The organism is Ruegeria sp. HKCCD7251 (genome assembly GCF_013031165.1).
In the GTDB taxonomy this organism is placed as follows: Bacteria; Pseudomonadota; Alphaproteobacteria; order Rhodobacterales; family Rhodobacteraceae; genus Ruegeria.
Genome location: NZ_WPZC01000011.1, coordinates 70,639 through 87,351, shown reverse-complemented (window position 1 = coordinate 87,351; position 16,713 = coordinate 70,639). Strand labels below are relative to the sequence as shown.

The 16,713-nt window shown below is 58.3% G+C and carries 17 protein-coding genes; 5 read left to right on the top strand and 12 right to left on the bottom strand.

The window, feature by feature from the left end:
- Positions 1-191 precede the first annotated feature (191 nt).
- On the bottom strand, positions 192-1,271 hold the full coding sequence (locus GOX75_RS19315) for a hypothetical protein (RefSeq protein WP_171125904.1): 1,080 nt from the start codon (positions 1,269-1,271) through the stop codon (positions 192-194).
- A 249-nt stretch (positions 1,272-1,520) separates the two neighbouring features.
- Here GOX75_RS19315 and GOX75_RS19310 point away from each other — a divergent pair, with 249 nt between their 5' ends.
- Both GOX75_RS19310 and GOX75_RS19305 read left to right on the top strand, forming a co-directional pair.
- Entirely contained in the window at positions 1,521-2,996 is a 1,476-nt protein-coding gene (locus GOX75_RS19310) for an NAD-dependent succinate-semialdehyde dehydrogenase (RefSeq protein ID WP_171125902.1), read from the top strand.
- 122 nt (positions 2,997-3,118) lie between these two features.
- On the top strand, positions 3,119-5,302 hold the full coding sequence (locus tag GOX75_RS19305; RefSeq protein WP_171125901.1) for an esterase-like activity of phytase family protein: 2,184 nt from the start codon (positions 3,119-3,121) through the stop codon (positions 5,300-5,302).
- 88 nt (positions 5,303-5,390) lie between these two features.
- Here GOX75_RS19305 and GOX75_RS19300 read toward each other — a convergent pair whose 3' ends face one another.
- From GOX75_RS19300 to GOX75_RS19270, 7 genes are all read right to left on the bottom strand, one after another.
- Positions 5,391-6,023, bottom strand: a complete 633-nt coding sequence (locus tag GOX75_RS19300; RefSeq protein WP_171172832.1) for a hypothetical protein — start codon at positions 6,021-6,023, stop codon at positions 5,391-5,393.
- 203 nt (positions 6,024-6,226) lie between these two features.
- Positions 6,227-6,694 carry an Hsp20 family protein gene (locus tag GOX75_RS19295; protein WP_171125897.1) on the bottom strand — a complete coding sequence of 156 codons (468 nt, stop codon included), beginning with the start codon at positions 6,692-6,694 and terminating at the stop codon, positions 6,227-6,229.
- A 121-nt stretch (positions 6,695-6,815) separates the two neighbouring features.
- Positions 6,816-7,628: a serine protease gene (locus GOX75_RS19290; RefSeq protein ID WP_171125895.1), complete on the bottom strand. Its 813-nt coding sequence runs from the start codon at positions 7,626-7,628 to the stop codon at positions 6,816-6,818.
- Positions 7,625-8,374 (bottom strand): serine protease, encoded by a 750-nt coding sequence (locus GOX75_RS19285; protein ID WP_171125892.1) that lies wholly within the window; start codon positions 8,372-8,374, stop codon positions 7,625-7,627. The genes GOX75_RS19290 and GOX75_RS19285 overlap by 4 nt, the downstream gene beginning before the upstream one ends.
- A 157-nt stretch (positions 8,375-8,531) precedes the next feature.
- Positions 8,532-9,854 carry a glycolate oxidase subunit GlcF gene (gene glcF / locus GOX75_RS19280; protein WP_171125890.1) on the bottom strand — a complete coding sequence of 441 codons (1,323 nt, stop codon included), beginning with the start codon at positions 9,852-9,854 and terminating at the stop codon, positions 8,532-8,534.
- A 3-nt stretch (positions 9,855-9,857) separates the two neighbouring features.
- Entirely contained in the window at positions 9,858-10,958 is a 1,101-nt protein-coding gene (locus GOX75_RS19275; RefSeq protein WP_171125888.1) for an FAD-binding protein, read from the bottom strand.
- A gap of 64 nt (positions 10,959-11,022) precedes the next feature.
- Positions 11,023-12,462 carry an FAD-linked oxidase C-terminal domain-containing protein gene (locus tag GOX75_RS19270; RefSeq protein WP_171125886.1) on the bottom strand — a complete coding sequence of 480 codons (1,440 nt, stop codon included), beginning with the start codon at positions 12,460-12,462 and terminating at the stop codon, positions 11,023-11,025.
- Between the two features lie 81 nt (positions 12,463-12,543).
- On the opposite strand from GOX75_RS19270, the gene GOX75_RS19265 reads away from it, so the two are divergent.
- Both GOX75_RS19265 and GOX75_RS19260 read left to right on the top strand, forming a co-directional pair.
- Positions 12,544-13,242, top strand: coding sequence for a DUF599 domain-containing protein (locus GOX75_RS19265; protein ID WP_171125884.1), 699 nt, complete (start codon positions 12,544-12,546; stop codon positions 13,240-13,242).
- Positions 13,243-13,277: 35 nt separating this feature from the next.
- Positions 13,278-13,625, top strand: a complete 348-nt coding sequence (locus GOX75_RS19260; RefSeq protein WP_171125882.1) for a hypothetical protein — start codon at positions 13,278-13,280, stop codon at positions 13,623-13,625.
- Positions 13,626-13,627: 2 nt separating this feature from the next.
- Here GOX75_RS19260 and GOX75_RS19255 read toward each other — a convergent pair whose 3' ends face one another.
- The 4 genes from GOX75_RS19255 to GOX75_RS19240 form a co-directional block, all read right to left on the bottom strand.
- The gene (locus GOX75_RS19255) at positions 13,628-14,113 is read right to left on the bottom strand and encodes a flavodoxin family protein (protein WP_171125880.1); all 486 of its coding nucleotides are present in this window, start codon (positions 14,111-14,113) and stop codon (positions 13,628-13,630) included.
- A gap of 2 nt (positions 14,114-14,115) precedes the next feature.
- Positions 14,116-14,586 carry a 23S rRNA (pseudouridine(1915)-N(3))-methyltransferase RlmH gene (gene rlmH, locus GOX75_RS19250; protein ID WP_171125878.1) on the bottom strand — a complete coding sequence of 157 codons (471 nt, stop codon included), beginning with the start codon at positions 14,584-14,586 and terminating at the stop codon, positions 14,116-14,118.
- Between the two features lie 44 nt (positions 14,587-14,630).
- Complete coding sequence (gene rsfS, locus GOX75_RS19245) at positions 14,631-14,990, bottom strand: ribosome silencing factor (RefSeq protein WP_170353820.1); 360 nt, start codon at positions 14,988-14,990, stop codon at positions 14,631-14,633.
- Positions 14,991-15,145: 155 nt separating this feature from the next.
- Positions 15,146-16,495, bottom strand: coding sequence for a mechanosensitive ion channel family protein (locus GOX75_RS19240; protein ID WP_171125876.1), 1,350 nt, complete (start codon positions 16,493-16,495; stop codon positions 15,146-15,148).
- 115 nt (positions 16,496-16,610) lie between these two features.
- On the opposite strand from GOX75_RS19240, the gene GOX75_RS19235 reads away from it, so the two are divergent.
- The gene (locus GOX75_RS19235) at positions 16,611-16,706 is read left to right on the top strand and encodes an isopropylmalate isomerase (protein WP_254428854.1); all 96 of its coding nucleotides are present in this window, start codon (positions 16,611-16,613) and stop codon (positions 16,704-16,706) included.
- The last annotated feature ends 7 nt before the right edge of the window (positions 16,707-16,713 follow it).

Here is a 16,713-nt window from a genome sequence, read left to right as displayed (position 1 = left end):
AAACAATCAACAACAGTCCGATTGGAACGCTTGCAGTTCCTAACAACCAAGTAAGGTAACCCCATAGGAGCGAAACGTCGTTTCCAATTTCAGTGTTAGTATACAGCCACAATATGAACATTGTCGCAAACGGCCAGACTACCAGTGTACAGCCGATCCAAAGGAGTTTGTTCTCGCTTTTCTTTGACAGTTCAGCCCCCATACAAATTCTTATCATGCTTCTCGACAATCGAGGCGAACCGACGGGCAAAGCGTTCATCCGCCTTGGCCTTTTTCTCCAGCACATCGCGGGCAAAGACCATGTGGCCTTCGTGCGCCTCAAGCATGTCGGCCATTTTCTGGTTGGTCGCGGTGCCGATTGCGGCCATGGCGGTCTGGGCCTCCTGGTCGGTCTGCACACCGATTTCGTTGATGCGGTGGGCCACGTCCTGCTGCTGCGCGGTTTTCAGCGATTTAGTCAGGGCGTCGTACAGCACCACCCGTTGTTGCGTGTCTGTCTGCAGCTTGTTGATCAGCACCATCTGCGTCGCCGCCTGGTTCTGGAGTGAATCGACCCAGGTCTTACCTTTTTCGATATAGCGCTCCAGCGTCTGGGACTTGGCCAGCTTGACCTGCTCGTCCTGAACCTTGGCGTTGTATTGCTTGTTCAGCTCGGCCAGTTCGGTCTCCAGCTGGGTACGCGCAGCGGCGTCCTGTTCGACACTGATCTTGTTTTCCAGCGTGATAATCGTCGGGTCCATATCCTGAATTTCAGCGCGCAAGGCTTCCAGTTCGGCCACGGTCGCTTCGCGGTCGTCCAGCGTGCCGGTTAGGTTGTCCTCGACCTTAACGCGCTGTTCTTCCAGCACGGATAGCTGCCCTTCCAGCAGATTTACGATCACATCGGATTTGGCGATCAAATCCTGCAACTTGTCGTCGATATTGGCGGTGCGCATCCGCTCCTGCCGCATCGACTCGGACTTGGCCTTGGCGAAAATGCCGACAAAAGACTCCCACCCTGTCTTCGAGCGCATTTCGTCGAAATCCTTGGAGAACGCGTTGGTGACGTCGTCCAGCCCCATAATCAGTTCGGCGATATTGGCGTTCATCACCTCGGTATGGGCATGGACATCCTCAAGCGTGGCGTTTTCAATGTCGATATCGGCCTCGGCTGTGCCGATCTTGGCGCGTGCGGCGTCAATCCGCGACGTTAGCCCTTCAATCTGCGACTGGCTTTCACGCACTTTCGCCTGCGTCTCTTCTATTAAAGCGTCAAATTGATGGTTCGACATCTGCACTATCCCCTTTTTTGTCCAATTACCCAATAAGATAGGGAATGTTATGGCCATTTACATCCCCTTGCGTCCAAAATTCCCCGGAACTTTGGCAAACTCCACCTGAAAAAGATAGGCACCACACGGGCAGCAAATGCCGGAGTTTTTGATCAAATTTGGATTGATCTGCGACGGACAGTGGACATAGACATTCTGCGTACCACCTGTTTGGGTGCGACGACCGAAATTCCTGCCGGAGGCTGACCTATGCTGGACGCAACGACCGACCTGAAATCCATCCTCAAGAACCCTGATCTGCTGGCAACCCAAGCCTATATTGGCGGGCAGTGGGTGGATGGCGACAATGGCAACTTTGCCGTCACCAACCCCGCGCGCGGTGATGTGGTGGCCGAAGTTGCAGACCTTAGCCGTGCACAGGTGGCAGGGGCGATCGCACAGGCCGAGGCCGCGCAAAAGGAATGGGCCAAGCTGACCGGGAAAGAGCGCGCAGCGATCCTGCGCTGCTGGTATGACCTGATGATGGAAAACGCCGAGGATCTGGGCCGTATTCTGACAGCCGAGCAAGGCAAACCGCTGGCCGAAGCCGTAGGAGAGATTGGCTATGGCGCATCGTTCATCGAGTTTTTCGGGGAAGAGGCGAAACGGATTTACGGCGAAACCATTCCCGGCCATCAGCGCGATAAGCGGATCACAGTGCTGAAACAGCCAATTGGTGTGGCGGCCTCGATCACGCCGTGGAACTTCCCCAATGCGATGATCACCCGCAAGGCTGCGCCGGCACTTGCGGCGGGCTGCGCCTTTGTCGCCCGTCCGTCCGAGGAAACGCCCCTGTCTGCGCTGGCTCTGGCGGTTCTGGCCGATCAGGCGGGCATCCCGGCAGGTGTGTTCAACGTTTTGCCGTCCCTCAATGCCAGCGAGATTGGCAAGGAATTTTGCGAAAACCCCGGCGTGCGCAAGCTGACATTTACCGGTTCGACCCAGGTGGGGCGCATCCTGCTGCGGCAGGCCGCAGATCAGGTCATGAAATGTTCGATGGAACTGGGCGGCAATGCGCCCTTCATCGTGTTTGACGACGCCGATCTGGATGCAGCCGTCGAAGGCGCGATGATGTGCAAATTCCGCAATAACGGTCAGACCTGTGTCTGCGCCAACCGAATCTATGTACAAGCCGGTGTCTATGATGCCTTTGCCGAAAAGCTGAAAGCCGCGACCGAAGCCCTGTCGGTAGGGGACGGCCTGTCCGATGGTGTCACCACCGGGCCGCTGATCAATGACAAAGCCGTAGCCAAGGTGCAGGACCATATCGCGGACGCCACCGCAAAGGGTGCGCAGGTCGTGACAGGCGGCCTGCCGCATGATCTGGGTGGCACTTTCTTTCAACCCACCATCGTCACCGGCGTGACGCAGGACATGAAGGTCGCGCAGGAAGAAACCTTTGGCCCGCTGGCCCCGTTGTTCAAGTTCGAGGACGAAGATGACGTGATCGCCATGGCCAATGACACGATCTTTGGTCTGGCCTCGTATTTCTATGCCAAGGACCTGAGCCGCGTCTACAAAGTGGCCGAGGCACTGGAATATGGCATCGTCGGCGTGAACACCGGCATCATCTCGACCGAGCTGGGTCCGTTCGGCGGCGTCAAGCAATCCGGTCTGGGCCGCGAAGGCAGCCATCACGGTATGGAGGACTACCTTGAGATGAAATACATCTGCATGTCGGTCTGATCTTTGTCGGCCACCGTTTCGGCGGTGGCCGCGTTTGTCACAAAACTGAAGCCAAACTGTCACAACACCGCAACGATCCCGGTTCATCCCCCTGTCATCCAACAGTGAGAGGAAATCAACCGATGTCGTTGCGCGCTGTCTGCCTGACATCTGCCCTTGCCCTGACCGCCGGTCAGGCCATGGCAGAAATGAATTTCAACCGAATTGCGTCCTTCCCCGTGGTGAAAAACATGGCCGACGGCGCGGACACGACCCGCGAGACCTCGCCCGAGATCATCGCGGCCACCGCAGATGGCATGACGCTGGTCTATACCGACAGCCCTTTGGGCTTGATCGGCATGGTCGACATCACCGACCCGGCGAACCCAGCGCCTTTGGGTGCGATGGACGTGGGTGGAGAACCGACGTCCGTGGGCATCGTCGGCGCGACCGCCTTTGTCGGCGTGAACACCTCGGAAAGCTATGTTGCGCCATCGGGCAAGCTGATCTCGGTCGATATTGCGGGCAAGGCCGAAACTGGTGCTTGCGATCTGGGCGGTCAACCCGACAGCGTTGCCATTTCGCCGGATGGCAGCTTTGTCGCCGTGGCGATTGAGAACGAGCGGGACGAAGACCTGAACGATGGCATCATCCCGCAGCTTCCTGCGGGTGAACTGGCACTGGTGCCGCTGAAAGATGGAGCGCTAGATTGTTCGGGCATGGAAATGGCCTCTCTGACCGGACTGGCCGAGGTTGCGCCCACCGATCCCGAACCCGAATTCGTTGACATCAACAACCTTGGCGAGACCGTCGTCACTCTGCAGGAAAACAACCACATCGCGGTTGTTGCCAAAGATGGCACCGTGCTCAACCATTTCTCGGCCGGAAGCGTGGATTTGGAAGGCATCGACGCCACCGATGAGCGCGGCGCACTGATCTTCACCGAAAGCCAGCCGGGTCGCCTGCGCGAACCCGACGCGGTGAAATGGATCGACGACGACCACTTCGCCACCGCCAATGAAGGCGACTATGAGGGCGGCTCGCGTGGTTGGACAATCTTCCACAAGGACGGCACCGTTGTGTATGAGAACGGCACCGAGTTTGAAAAGGCCATCATCCAGATCGGGCACTACCCCGACAAACGCTCGGACAGCAAAGGCGTTGAGCCGGAAAGCGTAACCGCAGCCACCTTTGGCGGTACGCCGATGATCTTTGTCGGGGCGGAGCGCGCCTCGGTCGTGGGTGTCTATGACGCCACTGACCCCGCGAACCCGATTCTGAAACAACTGTTGCCATCAGGCGTTGGACCGGAAGGCTATGTGGCGATCCCTGAGCGGAACCTGCTGATCTCGGCTAACGAAAAAGATCTGATCGAAGATGGCGGCCCACGTGCGCATGTGTCGGTCTTCGCATATCAAGAGGCCCCCGCCGCCTACCCGCATCTGACATCGGAAGGCGCGGATGAGTTGATCGGATGGGGTGCTCTGTCCGGTCTGGTAGCGGACGAAGACGGCATGATCTATGCCGTCAATGACAGCTTTTATGGCTTCCAGCCGTCCATCTTCAAGATCGACCCCAGCCAGCAACCCGCCCGCATCGTGGACGTGATCCGCATCCACCGTCAGGATGGCAACCCAGCGCAGAAGCTGGACCTTGAGGGCATCACGCTGGACGGCAAGGGTGGCTTCTACGTCGCATCCGAAGGTCGCACTGACCGTGTGATCCCGCACGCGATCTATCACGTCAGCGCAGATGGTCTGATCAAGGACCGCAAGGGTGAGATCGGCCTGCCTGCCGAACTAATGGCGGCCGAGAAACGTTTCGGCTTCGAAGGCATTACCCGCGTCGGCGACACCCTATGGATGGCCGTTCAGCGTGAATGGAAAGACGATCCGGAAAACCATGTGAAACTGGTAGCCTACAACCTTGAGACCAAAGAATGGGGTGCCGTGCACTATCCCAAGGCAGACCCGGAAACCGGTTGGGTCGGCCTGTCGGAAATCGTGGCCTTCGGCGACCACGTCTATGTGATCGAGCGCGACAATCAGCACGACCATCGCGCGGTGACCAAAAAGGTCTATCGCATCCCGCTGGCCGAGATGACCCCGGCCCCGCTGGGCGACCCCCTGCCCGTCGTCAGCAAAGAAGAGATCCGCGACCTGCTGCCTGACCTGACCTCGACCGGAGGTTATGTTCTGGACAAAATCGAAGGCCTGGCGATCCTGCCCTCGGGCGAGGCGTTTGTGATGACCGACAATGACGGCGTCGATGATGCCTCAGGCGAAACGATGTTCTGGTCGATCGGGTCGGTGACGGCTGGGAACTAGGTCAAAACCTAAAAGAGTGACCCTGCGCAGCCGTTGCGCAGGGTCTCTTTGCTGAAGAGACTGGCAGTCAGACAGGCCGCTCTGGACACTATTCCTTCGATTTCTGCCGCCGGACCCAAAGAACACGGGCCAGCGGGAAAAAGCTTAGAAAAAGCAACAAGAACAGCTTTAGCGCCGACATTGGATCCGTCAAAATAAGAACTAATGAGCTTGGCGTGCCTTTGACTGGTTCTTGTTTGGGGCGGAAGACATGGTCGAAAGCCCAGCCTGATTTCGTGTTCTCGGACAACTCCGACCACCCGACAACGCGGATCGCATCATTGTCTCCATAGGTAATCAATAGGTCGGTTTCTCCGTTACGCCCGGGCGTTTCGAACCGCCGGACCGCACCTTCGGGTACATCAATGAACTTTATCCTGTTTCCGTTAGCGCTGTGATCGACAACGATATCTGCACCGTCGCCCAATTCAAAAGTATAGGTATCAACCGAGTCGTACCCAATCAGAACGTCATTTCCCCCTGCACCCCGAAACGAGTCCGCCAGACGTGTTCCACCAAGCGTGTTGTCGGCAGAGTTTCCGTTTCGAACAAGTCCGATATTCATTGTCGGACAACTGGCAATCATATGGGAATAGTCGCTGCTCAGGGCCGGAGGAAGAACGTCCGCCGTGGTTGCGATCGGCCAAAGAACAATCACTGTCGAGATGAAACAACGAAACATAAAAATCGCGGAATAGCCTGTGTTTCCACCTTGGCACCACGGATGAAGGGAAACAAGGGCGCAAGCGACACGTATCTTTGGTCGCAGCGGATTATGCCAAGTTGAAACCCCATCCAAAAACAACGCCCCGCGTCTGGAGGAACGCGGGGCGTATGGTGCGATAATCGAGAGAGGCGCGATTATCGCTGTTTGGTCGGATCGCCTTAGTTCACGGCTTTGGCGTCAACCACATCCCTTTCGATGGCCTGACCGGACGAAATCTGAATCCGGCGTGGTTTCAGCGCCTCGGGCACCTCGCGTTTCAGGTCGATGTTCAGCATACCGTTTTCATGGCTTGCGCCAGTGACGCGCACGTGATCGGCCAGGGCAAAGCGGCGCTCGAACGCGCGGGTGGCGATGCCGCGATGCAGGTAGGAACGGTCCTTATCTTCGGCGGCTTTCTTGCCGGCCACGATCAGGGCGTTTTCCTTCACTTCGACCGACAGATCGGCCTCGGCAAAACCGGCGACAGCGACGGAGATCCGGTACGCGTCGGCGTCGGTTTTTTCAATGTTGTAAGGTGGGTAGCTGGGCTGGGCCACGTCATTTGTCAGAACGCGATCCATCATGTCGGCGATCTGGTCGAAACCAATGGTGGCGCGGTGCAGCGGTGCAAAGTCAAAACTACGCATGTGTCATATCCTCAAGTCTGAGCGATTTATGATGTGCCCTCCAGTTCGGACGGGCGATGAGATATCTGGCCCCGTTTTTGGCGACCCGATACAGTTCACATGGGTAGAGATTTGACCGAGTTCAACCCCCGCCGGGGCTGATGAATTTAGCGCCTGAACTGGACTTTCCCGAACCCACCTGCAAACGGCGTATCGCAGCCTTGGGCTGAGGGGTGTCACGGCGCAGCACCGACTTCAATTCCGCCACGATTCCAGACAGTTCCATGCCAAACCCGACTTTTTGGCGACCATCTGTCCCGACTGCGGATACGACAGAGAGGATCTGCCAGCGCGGGCCGTTTCGCGCCAACAGTGCCGATCCCGACGACCCGAAGGTGATGTCACAGTTGAACGTGATCAACCCTTGTCGACGCTGGAGGATACGGCAAGAGCGTTCCCGCGTGATCGCCTCGGACCGACCACGCCCGTAAGAGGCGATGCTCACCTCGTTTCCTGCAACCCGGCCACTGTGCAATGCAAAAGGATCCGCAACCGAGTATGGGATCGGCTGCTCTAGCTTCATCAGCGCGACGTCGACCCGAACCGCCTCGGCCGAGAGGTTCGGATGTCGGGCGTAATCGGGATGCACAGCAATCTGGACAACCTTGCGCTCCGCCAGCGCCTTCCCATCACTCAGCCCCGCGCGAAAAGTAACCTCACCAGGTTCATAAGGAGACCCGCTAGCCCGGTTCAAAGCGCAATGCGCCGCCGTCAACACAAGGTCCTGCGCGATCAAGGTGCCTGTGCAAAACCCGTCTTGACCAATATCCAACCGACCGACAGCTTCCCAACCATAAAGATCGTCACGATCATTCAGTGTGCGCTTCGCACTTTGGGCAGACGCGGCGAATGTCACAGAAAAAAGGCAAAGAACAGAAAATAATAAGCGGATCATGGTTTGATGAAACGGGCGCCCACGTTGTTGCCTGATCCGTTCGAATTTGTAGAGGCGATAAACCCGCGCCCTGCCGACAATTCAGCCTGCAACACGGTCAGCGATTCTTCTACCGCTGTTCCAACGGCCACGCGCTGCCCGTTGAATTCGGCCTTGGCCGCAACAACAGACACGATCCGGGGCCGATCCCCGTCAAAGGAAAAGACAGGGGCGCCAGACGATCCGAACTCGACATCGCAGGACATGACCAACACATCAGATTTGCGGGTCATGACCGAGCACACTTCTTGCAACGAAGGCGCCTCGGCCCGGTCTTTGGCATAAGACACCACGCCAACCTCTTCGCCTTTTGCCGGGCGGTTTCCTGTTTCAAAGGGAATGACGGTCGTGTTGCGGATTGGCTGCCAAAGCTCGATCAGCGCGATATCACTGCCGATACGTGCAGCAGACGCTTCTTCGCCATACTGGTAGTCAGGGTGAATCACGGCCCTGCGTGCGGCGCGGTATGCAGACGCGCGCCCCAGCCGCCAAGCCGCCAGAAACTCGACCTGGGCCAGTTCCACACGTTGACCTGTGACCTTGTCGAATAGGCAGTGGGCCGCAGTTAAAACCAAGGTCGGGGATATCAGCGTGCCCGTGCAAAACCCAGCGCCACCAATATCGAGGCGACCCACAGCCATCCAAGCGCGCCCCGCATCGGTGGTGTCCAGACTTTTCAGTCTGGAATCCTGTGCGTTGGCGGTCATAGGCAAACATGCCAGCACTAGAGCCTTGATCCAGTTTCGCAAGCGGTTCTCCGGCGTTGCTATCTACGCATCTTCCTACGCACCGGGTGAGGCGAAAATAGGGCGCTGACATGACAGGCGGTTCCTGACCGAAACCGATGCGTTGCCGCATCAACACCTATCTAAGGATCGGGACCTCATGGTCTGACTTCCGATCCTGTTGCATGGCCCGGGGCACGGGACCTCCGGTTGCCCAGTCCAGCAATTCCACCGTGTGCAGGATCGGAACGTCGGTGCCCGAACCGATCTGCATCATGCAACCAATGTTGCCAGCGGCGATAACATCAGGGTTCTTCGCCTCAAGAGTCCTGACCTTGCGCTGTTTAAGTTTTCCAGAAATCTCAGGTTGCATCAAGTTATAGGTGCCTGCGCTGCCACAGCACAAATGGCTGTCCGCCGGCTCGACCACGGTGAAACCCGCGCGTTTCAACAAGTCTTTGGGGTGCGTCTTGATCTTTTGGCCGTGTTGCAGGGAACATGCTGCATGATAGGCGACGGTCATGTCCTTGCCGGTGCCGTCCGGCAGGTCAAGCTGAACCAACAGCTCGCTGATATCCATTGCGATAGAGGACACCCGCGCCGCGTCTTCGGCCAACGCATCGTTTCGGAACATATGCCCGTAATCCTTGACGGTCGTACCGCAGCCAGACGTGTTGATGACAATCGCATCCAGCCCGTCTTTGTCCATTTCGGCTGTCCAAGCGCGGATATTCGCGGCAGCGGCCTTATGGCTGTCGTCTGATTTGCCCATGTGATGGGTCAGGGCACCACAGCACCCGGCCCCATCAGCCACGACAACTTCGCAGCCCATACGGGTCAACAAACGAATGGTGGCATCGTTGATATCCGTATTCAGAGCCTTTTGCGCGCAACCCGTCATCAATGCGATGCGCTTTCTGCGTGCACCTTTCGGCGCAAAGCTTTGGGGATCATCGTTACGACTCACCGGTGGGATATGTTTCGGTGCCATGTCCAGCATTGCGCGCAGCCGCGCGTCGGGCATCAGGAATTTGAACGGCCTGCCGAGTTTTGCACCGATCAACGCCCAGCGGAACCGCATCGGATAGGGCAGGATTTGCGCCAGAACCCAGCGCAATGCACGATCTGACAAGGGCCGTTTGTAATTCTGTTCGATATACTCGCGGGCATGATCCACCAGATGCATGTAGTGCACGCCCGACGGACAGGTCGTCATGCACGCCAGACAGGACAAGCAGCGGTCAATGTGCTTGACGGTTTTTTCATCCGGAACACGCTCGTTCTCCAGCATGTCCTTGATCAGGTAGATGCGTCCCCGCGGGCTGTCCAACTCATCCCCAAGAACCTGATAAGTGGGACAGGTCGCAGTGCAAAACCCGCAGTGCACGCAATTGCGCAGGATTTCATTCGAGCGTTTGATGCCCGGGTCCCGCAGTTGCTCTTCGGAAAACGTCGTCTGCATTTTCTACCCCATCAGTCCCGGGTTGAACAAACCACGCGGATCAAATTTCTGCCGAAGTCCTTGTGTTAGAGCCGCCACACCAGCTGTTTCGGGTTGGAAACGACCCAATGCTGTGATGGTTTCTGTATCCGCTCGGACAATCGTCGCATGACCATCAAAAGCGCCTAGACGTGCGCGCAGATCAACGCCCTTGGGAACAAGCGCCCAGATCAATCCGCCGCCCCAATCAAACAGAGTCTGGCTTGCGTCCAGACGCGCGGACACCTCTGGCGCGTCCGTCGGTTTGACCGAGATACGCCATACATCGCCCTCCTTGTCATGGAACGCAGCGGCATCCCGAATGTCGCGCCACAAGTCAGGCAAGCCCTCGACCTCTTCTGGCGCGCCAAAACCGGCCAGTGTGGATTTCAACTGCTCCACCCTGTAAGCCACCGAATCCGCAAACCCTTCCAGCCGCAGCAACGCGCGGCCTGATTGCGGGTCATAGGCCGCACCGCTTACCTCGAACGGGGATTTCAATGCAGCAGAGAGCACCTGAATTGCCGTTCCTGCATCCGCGACCGGGATTTGCAGCGTTGCGATCGCCTCGGGCTTGGGCAGCACTTTCAGCGAAACCTCGGTCAACACGCCCAGCGTTCCCCAGGCACCGCTCATCAACTTGACCAGGTCATACCCGGTCACGTTTTTCATCACCCGCCCGCCATTCTTTACGATCTGACCCCGACCGTCGACGTAACGGACGCCCAGCAGGAAGTCGCGGCACGCCCCCGCCTGAATCCGGCGGGGCCCCGAGATATTGGCGGCCACGACGCCACCAATCGTCGGTGTGCCATTGGTACCCAACAGGCTGCGATGATCCATCGGTTCGAACGCCAATTGTTGACCTTCGGCGTCCAGCGCGGCCTCGATCTCAGTCACGGGGGTTCCGGCTTGCGCCACGATCGTCAGCGCGCCTGGCTCATACAAGGTAGTCCCGCTCAAACCGCTAGTTTCAACAAGGTCATCCGGCCCGCGTATCCCTCGGGTTCCACCACCGGCAATTCGCACGGGCCCTTGCAGTCCGGCCACTATCTCGGCCAGTTCGGCCTCTGTTTCAGGTCTCATGACACTTCTTCTGTTTTAATATACTTCGGGGGAATCGCGGCCTGCCGCGATGGGGGCAGCGCCCCTACTCAGCAGCAATCCTGCGAACTTCGGACACATCCAGCGGGAACACTTTGGCCGGGTTCAAAAGCCAGTTTGGATCGAACACATCCTTTACCGCCATCTGCGCCTCAAGGTCCGCAGGCGCGTATTGATGCGACATCAAATCCCGCTTTTCGATCCCCACGCCATGTTCGCCGGTCAGACATCCCCCCACATCCACACACAGCTTGAGGATATCCGCCCCGAACGCCTCGCATTTCTCAAGGTCGCCGGGCTTGTTGGCGTCGAACAGGATCAGTGGATGCATATTCCCGTCACCCGCGTGGAACACGTTGCCTACCGGCAATCCGTAATCCGTGCTCAGCTCTCCGATCCGGCGCAACACCTGTGGAAGAGCAGACACAGGGATCGTCCCGTCAAGACACATGTAATCGTTCATCTGCCCCATCGCACCAAAGGCCGATTTGCGCCCAAGCCAGATTTTGGCGCTTTCCTCGGCCGATTGGCTTTCGCGCAGCTCAACGGGGTTGTGGCGCTTCGCGATCTCGACGATCTTCGACAGTTGATAGTCGATTTCGGCCTCGGACCCTTCAACCTCGACGATCAGCAGGGCGTGGCAATCGGGATAACCGGCATGGGCAAAGTTCTCGCACGCCTTGATACAGAGCGTATCCATGAACTCGATCGCCACGGGCAGGATTCCCGATTTGATGATGTCAGACACACATTGCCCGGCGACTTCGTTATCATCGAACCCCATCAGCACAGGCCGCGCGCCCTCGGGCTTGCGCAGGATGCGCAGGGTAGCCTCGGTCACGACGCCCAATTGCCCCTCGGACCCGCAGACCACACCCAGCAGGTCCAACCCGCCCGCATCAAGATACGCGCCGCCAATCTCGACCACGCTGCCATCCATCATGACCATCGTGACGCCCAGCAGATTGTTCGTGGTCACGCCGTATTTCAGACAATGCGCCCCACCTGAATTCATCGCGATATTCCCCGCAATCGCGCAGGCCAGTTGCGACGAAGGGTCGGGCGCATAAAAGAAGTCATCTTCTTCCACGGCCCCGGTCACGCTCAGGTTTGTACGCCCCGTCTGGACCCGGATAAATCGGTTGTCATAGTCGACCTCCAACACCTCATTCATGCGTGCGACACCCAGAATGACACTGTCCGCCGTGGGCAATGCGCCACCGGCCAGAGATGTCCCCGAGCCGCGCGGAACAACCGGAACGCCTTCTTCGTTGCAGATGCGCAGCACGTCCGAGACCTCGGCTGTCGTGGATGGCAGAACAGCCAGCATCGGAGGGCAACGATAGGCCGTCAGCGCATCGCACTCATAAGCGCGCGTCTCAGTCGGATCGTGGATCACGGCGTCTTCGGGCAGAACCTGTAACAGGCGTCGCAGGACCACATCCTTGCGGCGCAGAATGTCTGGGTTTGGCTTTGGCATTTCCATGGCGGGCCCTCCGTTTGGTAAAATAATATTACCAATTTTCCGATCTGGCAAGTTGCGACGTCACGACTTAGTGTCGCGCCCATGTCCTGGATTGATCAAACATTGCCCTTCGCGCCGCTGGACTTTGTCGGCATCGCCCTGCTGATCGGCGCATGGCTGTGGATCGGCTGGCGTATCGAGAATCCGTCGCCCGGCAAACCCTCGGTCGGGATGATCATGGATGACTATCGCCGCGACTGGATGAAGGAAATGGTCACCCGTCAGCCGCGCATGTTCGACGCGCAGGTGGTCGGCACAATGCGGCAGGGCAGCACGTTCTTTGCCTCGACCACGATGATCGCCATCGGGGGTGGATTGGCCCTGTTGGGCAATACGGAACGGCTGGCCGGGCTGGCGCAGGATCTGGCGCTGGGAACGGCCCCCGCGATGGTGTGGGAGGTCAAGATTCTGATCATCCTGCTGTTTTTGGCCAACGCCTTTCTGAAATACGTCTGGGCACACCGATTGTTTGGCTATTGCGCCGTGCTGATGGCCGCTGTCCCCAATGAACCCGAAGACCCTGCCGCTTATCCCCGTGCCGCCCAAGCGGCCGAGATTTGCGTCACCGCCGCGCGCAGCTTCAATCGGGGCCTGCGGGCGACCTATTTCGCGCTGGCGGCTGTGGCGTGGATACTGGGACCTCTGGCGCTGATTGCAGGTACGGTGACGACACTTGCCATGCTGTATCGGCGTGAGTTCGCATCGCATTCGCGCACGGTTCTGCTCAACACTGGATCGTGATCGCCGGGTCGCACCAAACCGATTAGGTTCACATCATGAGATATCTTGTTCTGACCGCCCTTCTGGCCACTCCCGCCTTTGCCGACGATCCCGTGATTGAAAACGTCACCGCGCAACAGAGCGGTGGGACATGGCGATTCGACGTGACTGTCCTTCACCCCGAAACGGGTTGGGACGATTATGCCGATGGCTGGCGGGTGCTGGATATGCAGGGGCAAGAGCTGGGAATGCGCGTGCTGCACCACCCGCATGAGAATGAACAGCCATTTACCCGATCCCTTAGCGGTGTGACGATTCCCGAAGAGGCTACGCAAGTTCAGGTACAGGCCCGCACAAATACGGATGGCTGGGCCAAAGATACCTATGTGGTCGATCTGGACTGAGGTCAGAAGACGCCCATTTGCAACCCGGCGGCCATGGCCAGTCCAAGCTCTCGACAGGTTTCAAGCTGGTCGGAAGGGATGGTTTTCGCGGCCAATATCGCCTCGGGCGTTTGTGCATGGGTGAAGATGATCAAAGGCGGCTGCACCTCTTTCAGCCGCCAGCCAGTTGCGATGCGGGCGATCTGGCGGGCCGCGTTTTCGCCATCGGACCCGGCGCAGATCATCTGGGCATAGGGGCGGCCCTCGATCCGGCCCAGCACCGGGTAATAGCTGCGATCAAAAAATTCCTTCATCAGACCCGAAATCGCAGCAAGATTCTCGGGCGCGCAGAAGACATAGCCCTCGGCTTGCAGCAGATCATCGGGTCCAGCCTGATCAGCGGTTTTCAGGATAACATCTGCTTCACCCTGCGCGGCCCGGGCCGCAGCTTCGGCCATCTGCCGGGCTCCGCCGGTGCGCGAGTGGTAAACGATCAATAGCTGCGCCATGGTCAGACCCGGTGATAGGGACCGCCAGACAGAATGGTTGCGGCCCGATAGAGTTGCTCGGCCAGCATCACACGGACCAGCATATGGGGCCAGACCATCGACCCGAATGAGAGGGAAAAATCCGCCTGCGAACGCAAATTAGGGTCTATTCCGTCCGCTCCGCCGATGATCAGCGCCAGATCCTGCCGCCCGGCGTCACGCCAACTGCCTAGTTTTTTCGCAAAATCAGGTGAGGACATCACCCGCCCGCGTTCGTCTAGCGTACAGATCACAGCCCCTTTGGGCAGCGCCTTGCGCAGCAAAATCGCCTCGGCCCCCATGCCCGCGTTTTTCTTTTCTTCAACCTCGATCACCCGCGCGGGGCCAAGGCCCAAGGCGCGCCCGGTCCGATCAAAGCGTGTCAGGTAATCGTCAAGCAGGGTTTTCTCGGGTCCGGCGCGCAATCGCCCGACCGCAACTATGCTGATCCGCATATCTCTCTCGCCTCCGGCCCTTCAATACAGGCCGGGATGGCGCCTCAGTTGGCTGAGGCGCTGCCGCCCGCAGGCAGCCACATCTTTTCCAGCTGATAGAATTCACGCACTTCGGGGCGGAAGATATGGACGATCACATCGCCCGTATCAATCAACACCCAGTCGCCGGCATCCTTACCTTCGACCTTCGAGGTGAAACCGAATTCTTGCTTGATGCGATCCGTCAGCTTTTCCGCCATGGCCGCCACCTGACGGGTCGACCGACCCGAGGCAATCACCATGTGATCCGCAACAGAAGACTTACCTTGCAGGTTGATCTGCACGACGTCTTCGGCCTTGTCATCGGAAAGTGAGGAAAGGATACGCTCAAGCAGCTTGTCGCTGATTGACTGAGAGTGGGCCATCACGCTGGCCCCGTCATCGGCGGGCAAACCCGCCTGGGTATGTAGAGACAGGACATAGTCCTCCTTTGCTGCGCGCCATGCAATCCCGGCGCCGGGGTACTAATAAGGTAACAAGGGGATTGCAACATTTCAATGAAGCGCCACGCAACGCAGGCTCAATCCTCTGCGATCTGTTGCGAGCCTGCGTCGGGCAGCAGCCGCACCTCGCGCTGCGGGAAGGGTATCGATATGCCCTCGGCGTGGAATGCATCCCACAGCGCCAGATAGACATTGCCGCGGATATTGGTCAGCCCCTTGGTCGGGTCACTAATCCAAAAGCGCAGGACATAGTCTACGCTGCTGTCGCCGAACCCAGTGATATGGCAGACCGGCTCATGAGACCCGCCGCTCAATACTCGCGACACGGTTTTAACGGAATTGACGGCTGTCGAGCGGACCTTGTGCGGGTCGTCGGAATAGCTGGTGCCAAACTCTAGATCCAGCCGCACGAATTTGTCGGAATGCGACCAGTTCACCACCTGATTGGTGATCAGGTCCTCGTTCGGGATCAGGTACTCCCGCCCGTCGCGCGTTACGACCGAGACATAGCGTGCGCCCAGCGCGTTGATCCAACCGAACGTGTCCCCCAGCGAGATTACATCGCCCGGCTTGATCGACCGATCCATCAGGATGATGATCCCTGAAATCAGGTTCGACACCACCTTTTGCAGCCCAAACCCGATCCCCACACCAATCGCACCGGACAACAGCGCGATACCGGTTAGGTCAAAGCCCAGCGTGCGGATCGCGACCAGAAAAACCCCGCCATAGATCAAAACCTGAATGCCTTTGGCCAGCAGCACCTGCATCGACGGGGTGATATCGTCATTGCTCATCAAGCCGCGCTCGGCTGCACGGGTTCCCACGCGCGCCAGCGTCAACAGAATGCCGATCAGCAGAACAGCCTTGAGAATCCCAAGGGCCGAGATGTGCAGGTCACCTATGGAAATCGCCACTCCATCCATAAACCCGGCCACGTCGTCGGTCAGGTTCAGGGCAACAAGCGTTGCATAGACCCACATTGCCCATTTGAAGATGCGTCGCAGCGTTCGGTTCCGCACCAACCGTGCCACCAGTGCAATCGCCAGCCACGCAGCGGCCAAGGTTGCGATCACGCCGATTATGTAGCTGCGCGAAGGCCATGTGATCTGCTGCATGACCAGATACAGCGCCCATGACAGCACCACGAAATACACCAGTGTCAGGCGCTGCATCAGTTGTACAAGAACCCGCAAACGCCACTTAGGCCACCCGGTGCGCGAGCGCGCCCAGGTATCCCAACGGCCCTGGGTCAGCAGCTTTAGAACAAATGCCGCTCCCCACAGACAAAGGATGATAATAATCTGGTACTGCCGCCAGCCCGGTGTGACGATCAGTTCGGCGAAATTTTCAAACTGAGAGGAGAAGGCCGCGACCATATCGTCATAAAGCTTTGACACCGAACTTGGGATCAGGTCTTGGTTCATGCAGCGCCTCCTAACGACCAGATTGAAGACCAAAGCCCTACGATGCAAGTCCGCGGCGGTTTTGAACCTTGATTGCCGGGATCGCGCGATATATCTGGTGCGCATGAGACTCAATGTGGCGCAACTTCAGAATCTGGAAGATCGCGCGCGTCTGCGCGAACGGTTCTATGGGGCTGCCCGCACGGTTCTGGCGCGCCTACGCGCAGCCTAAGCCACCT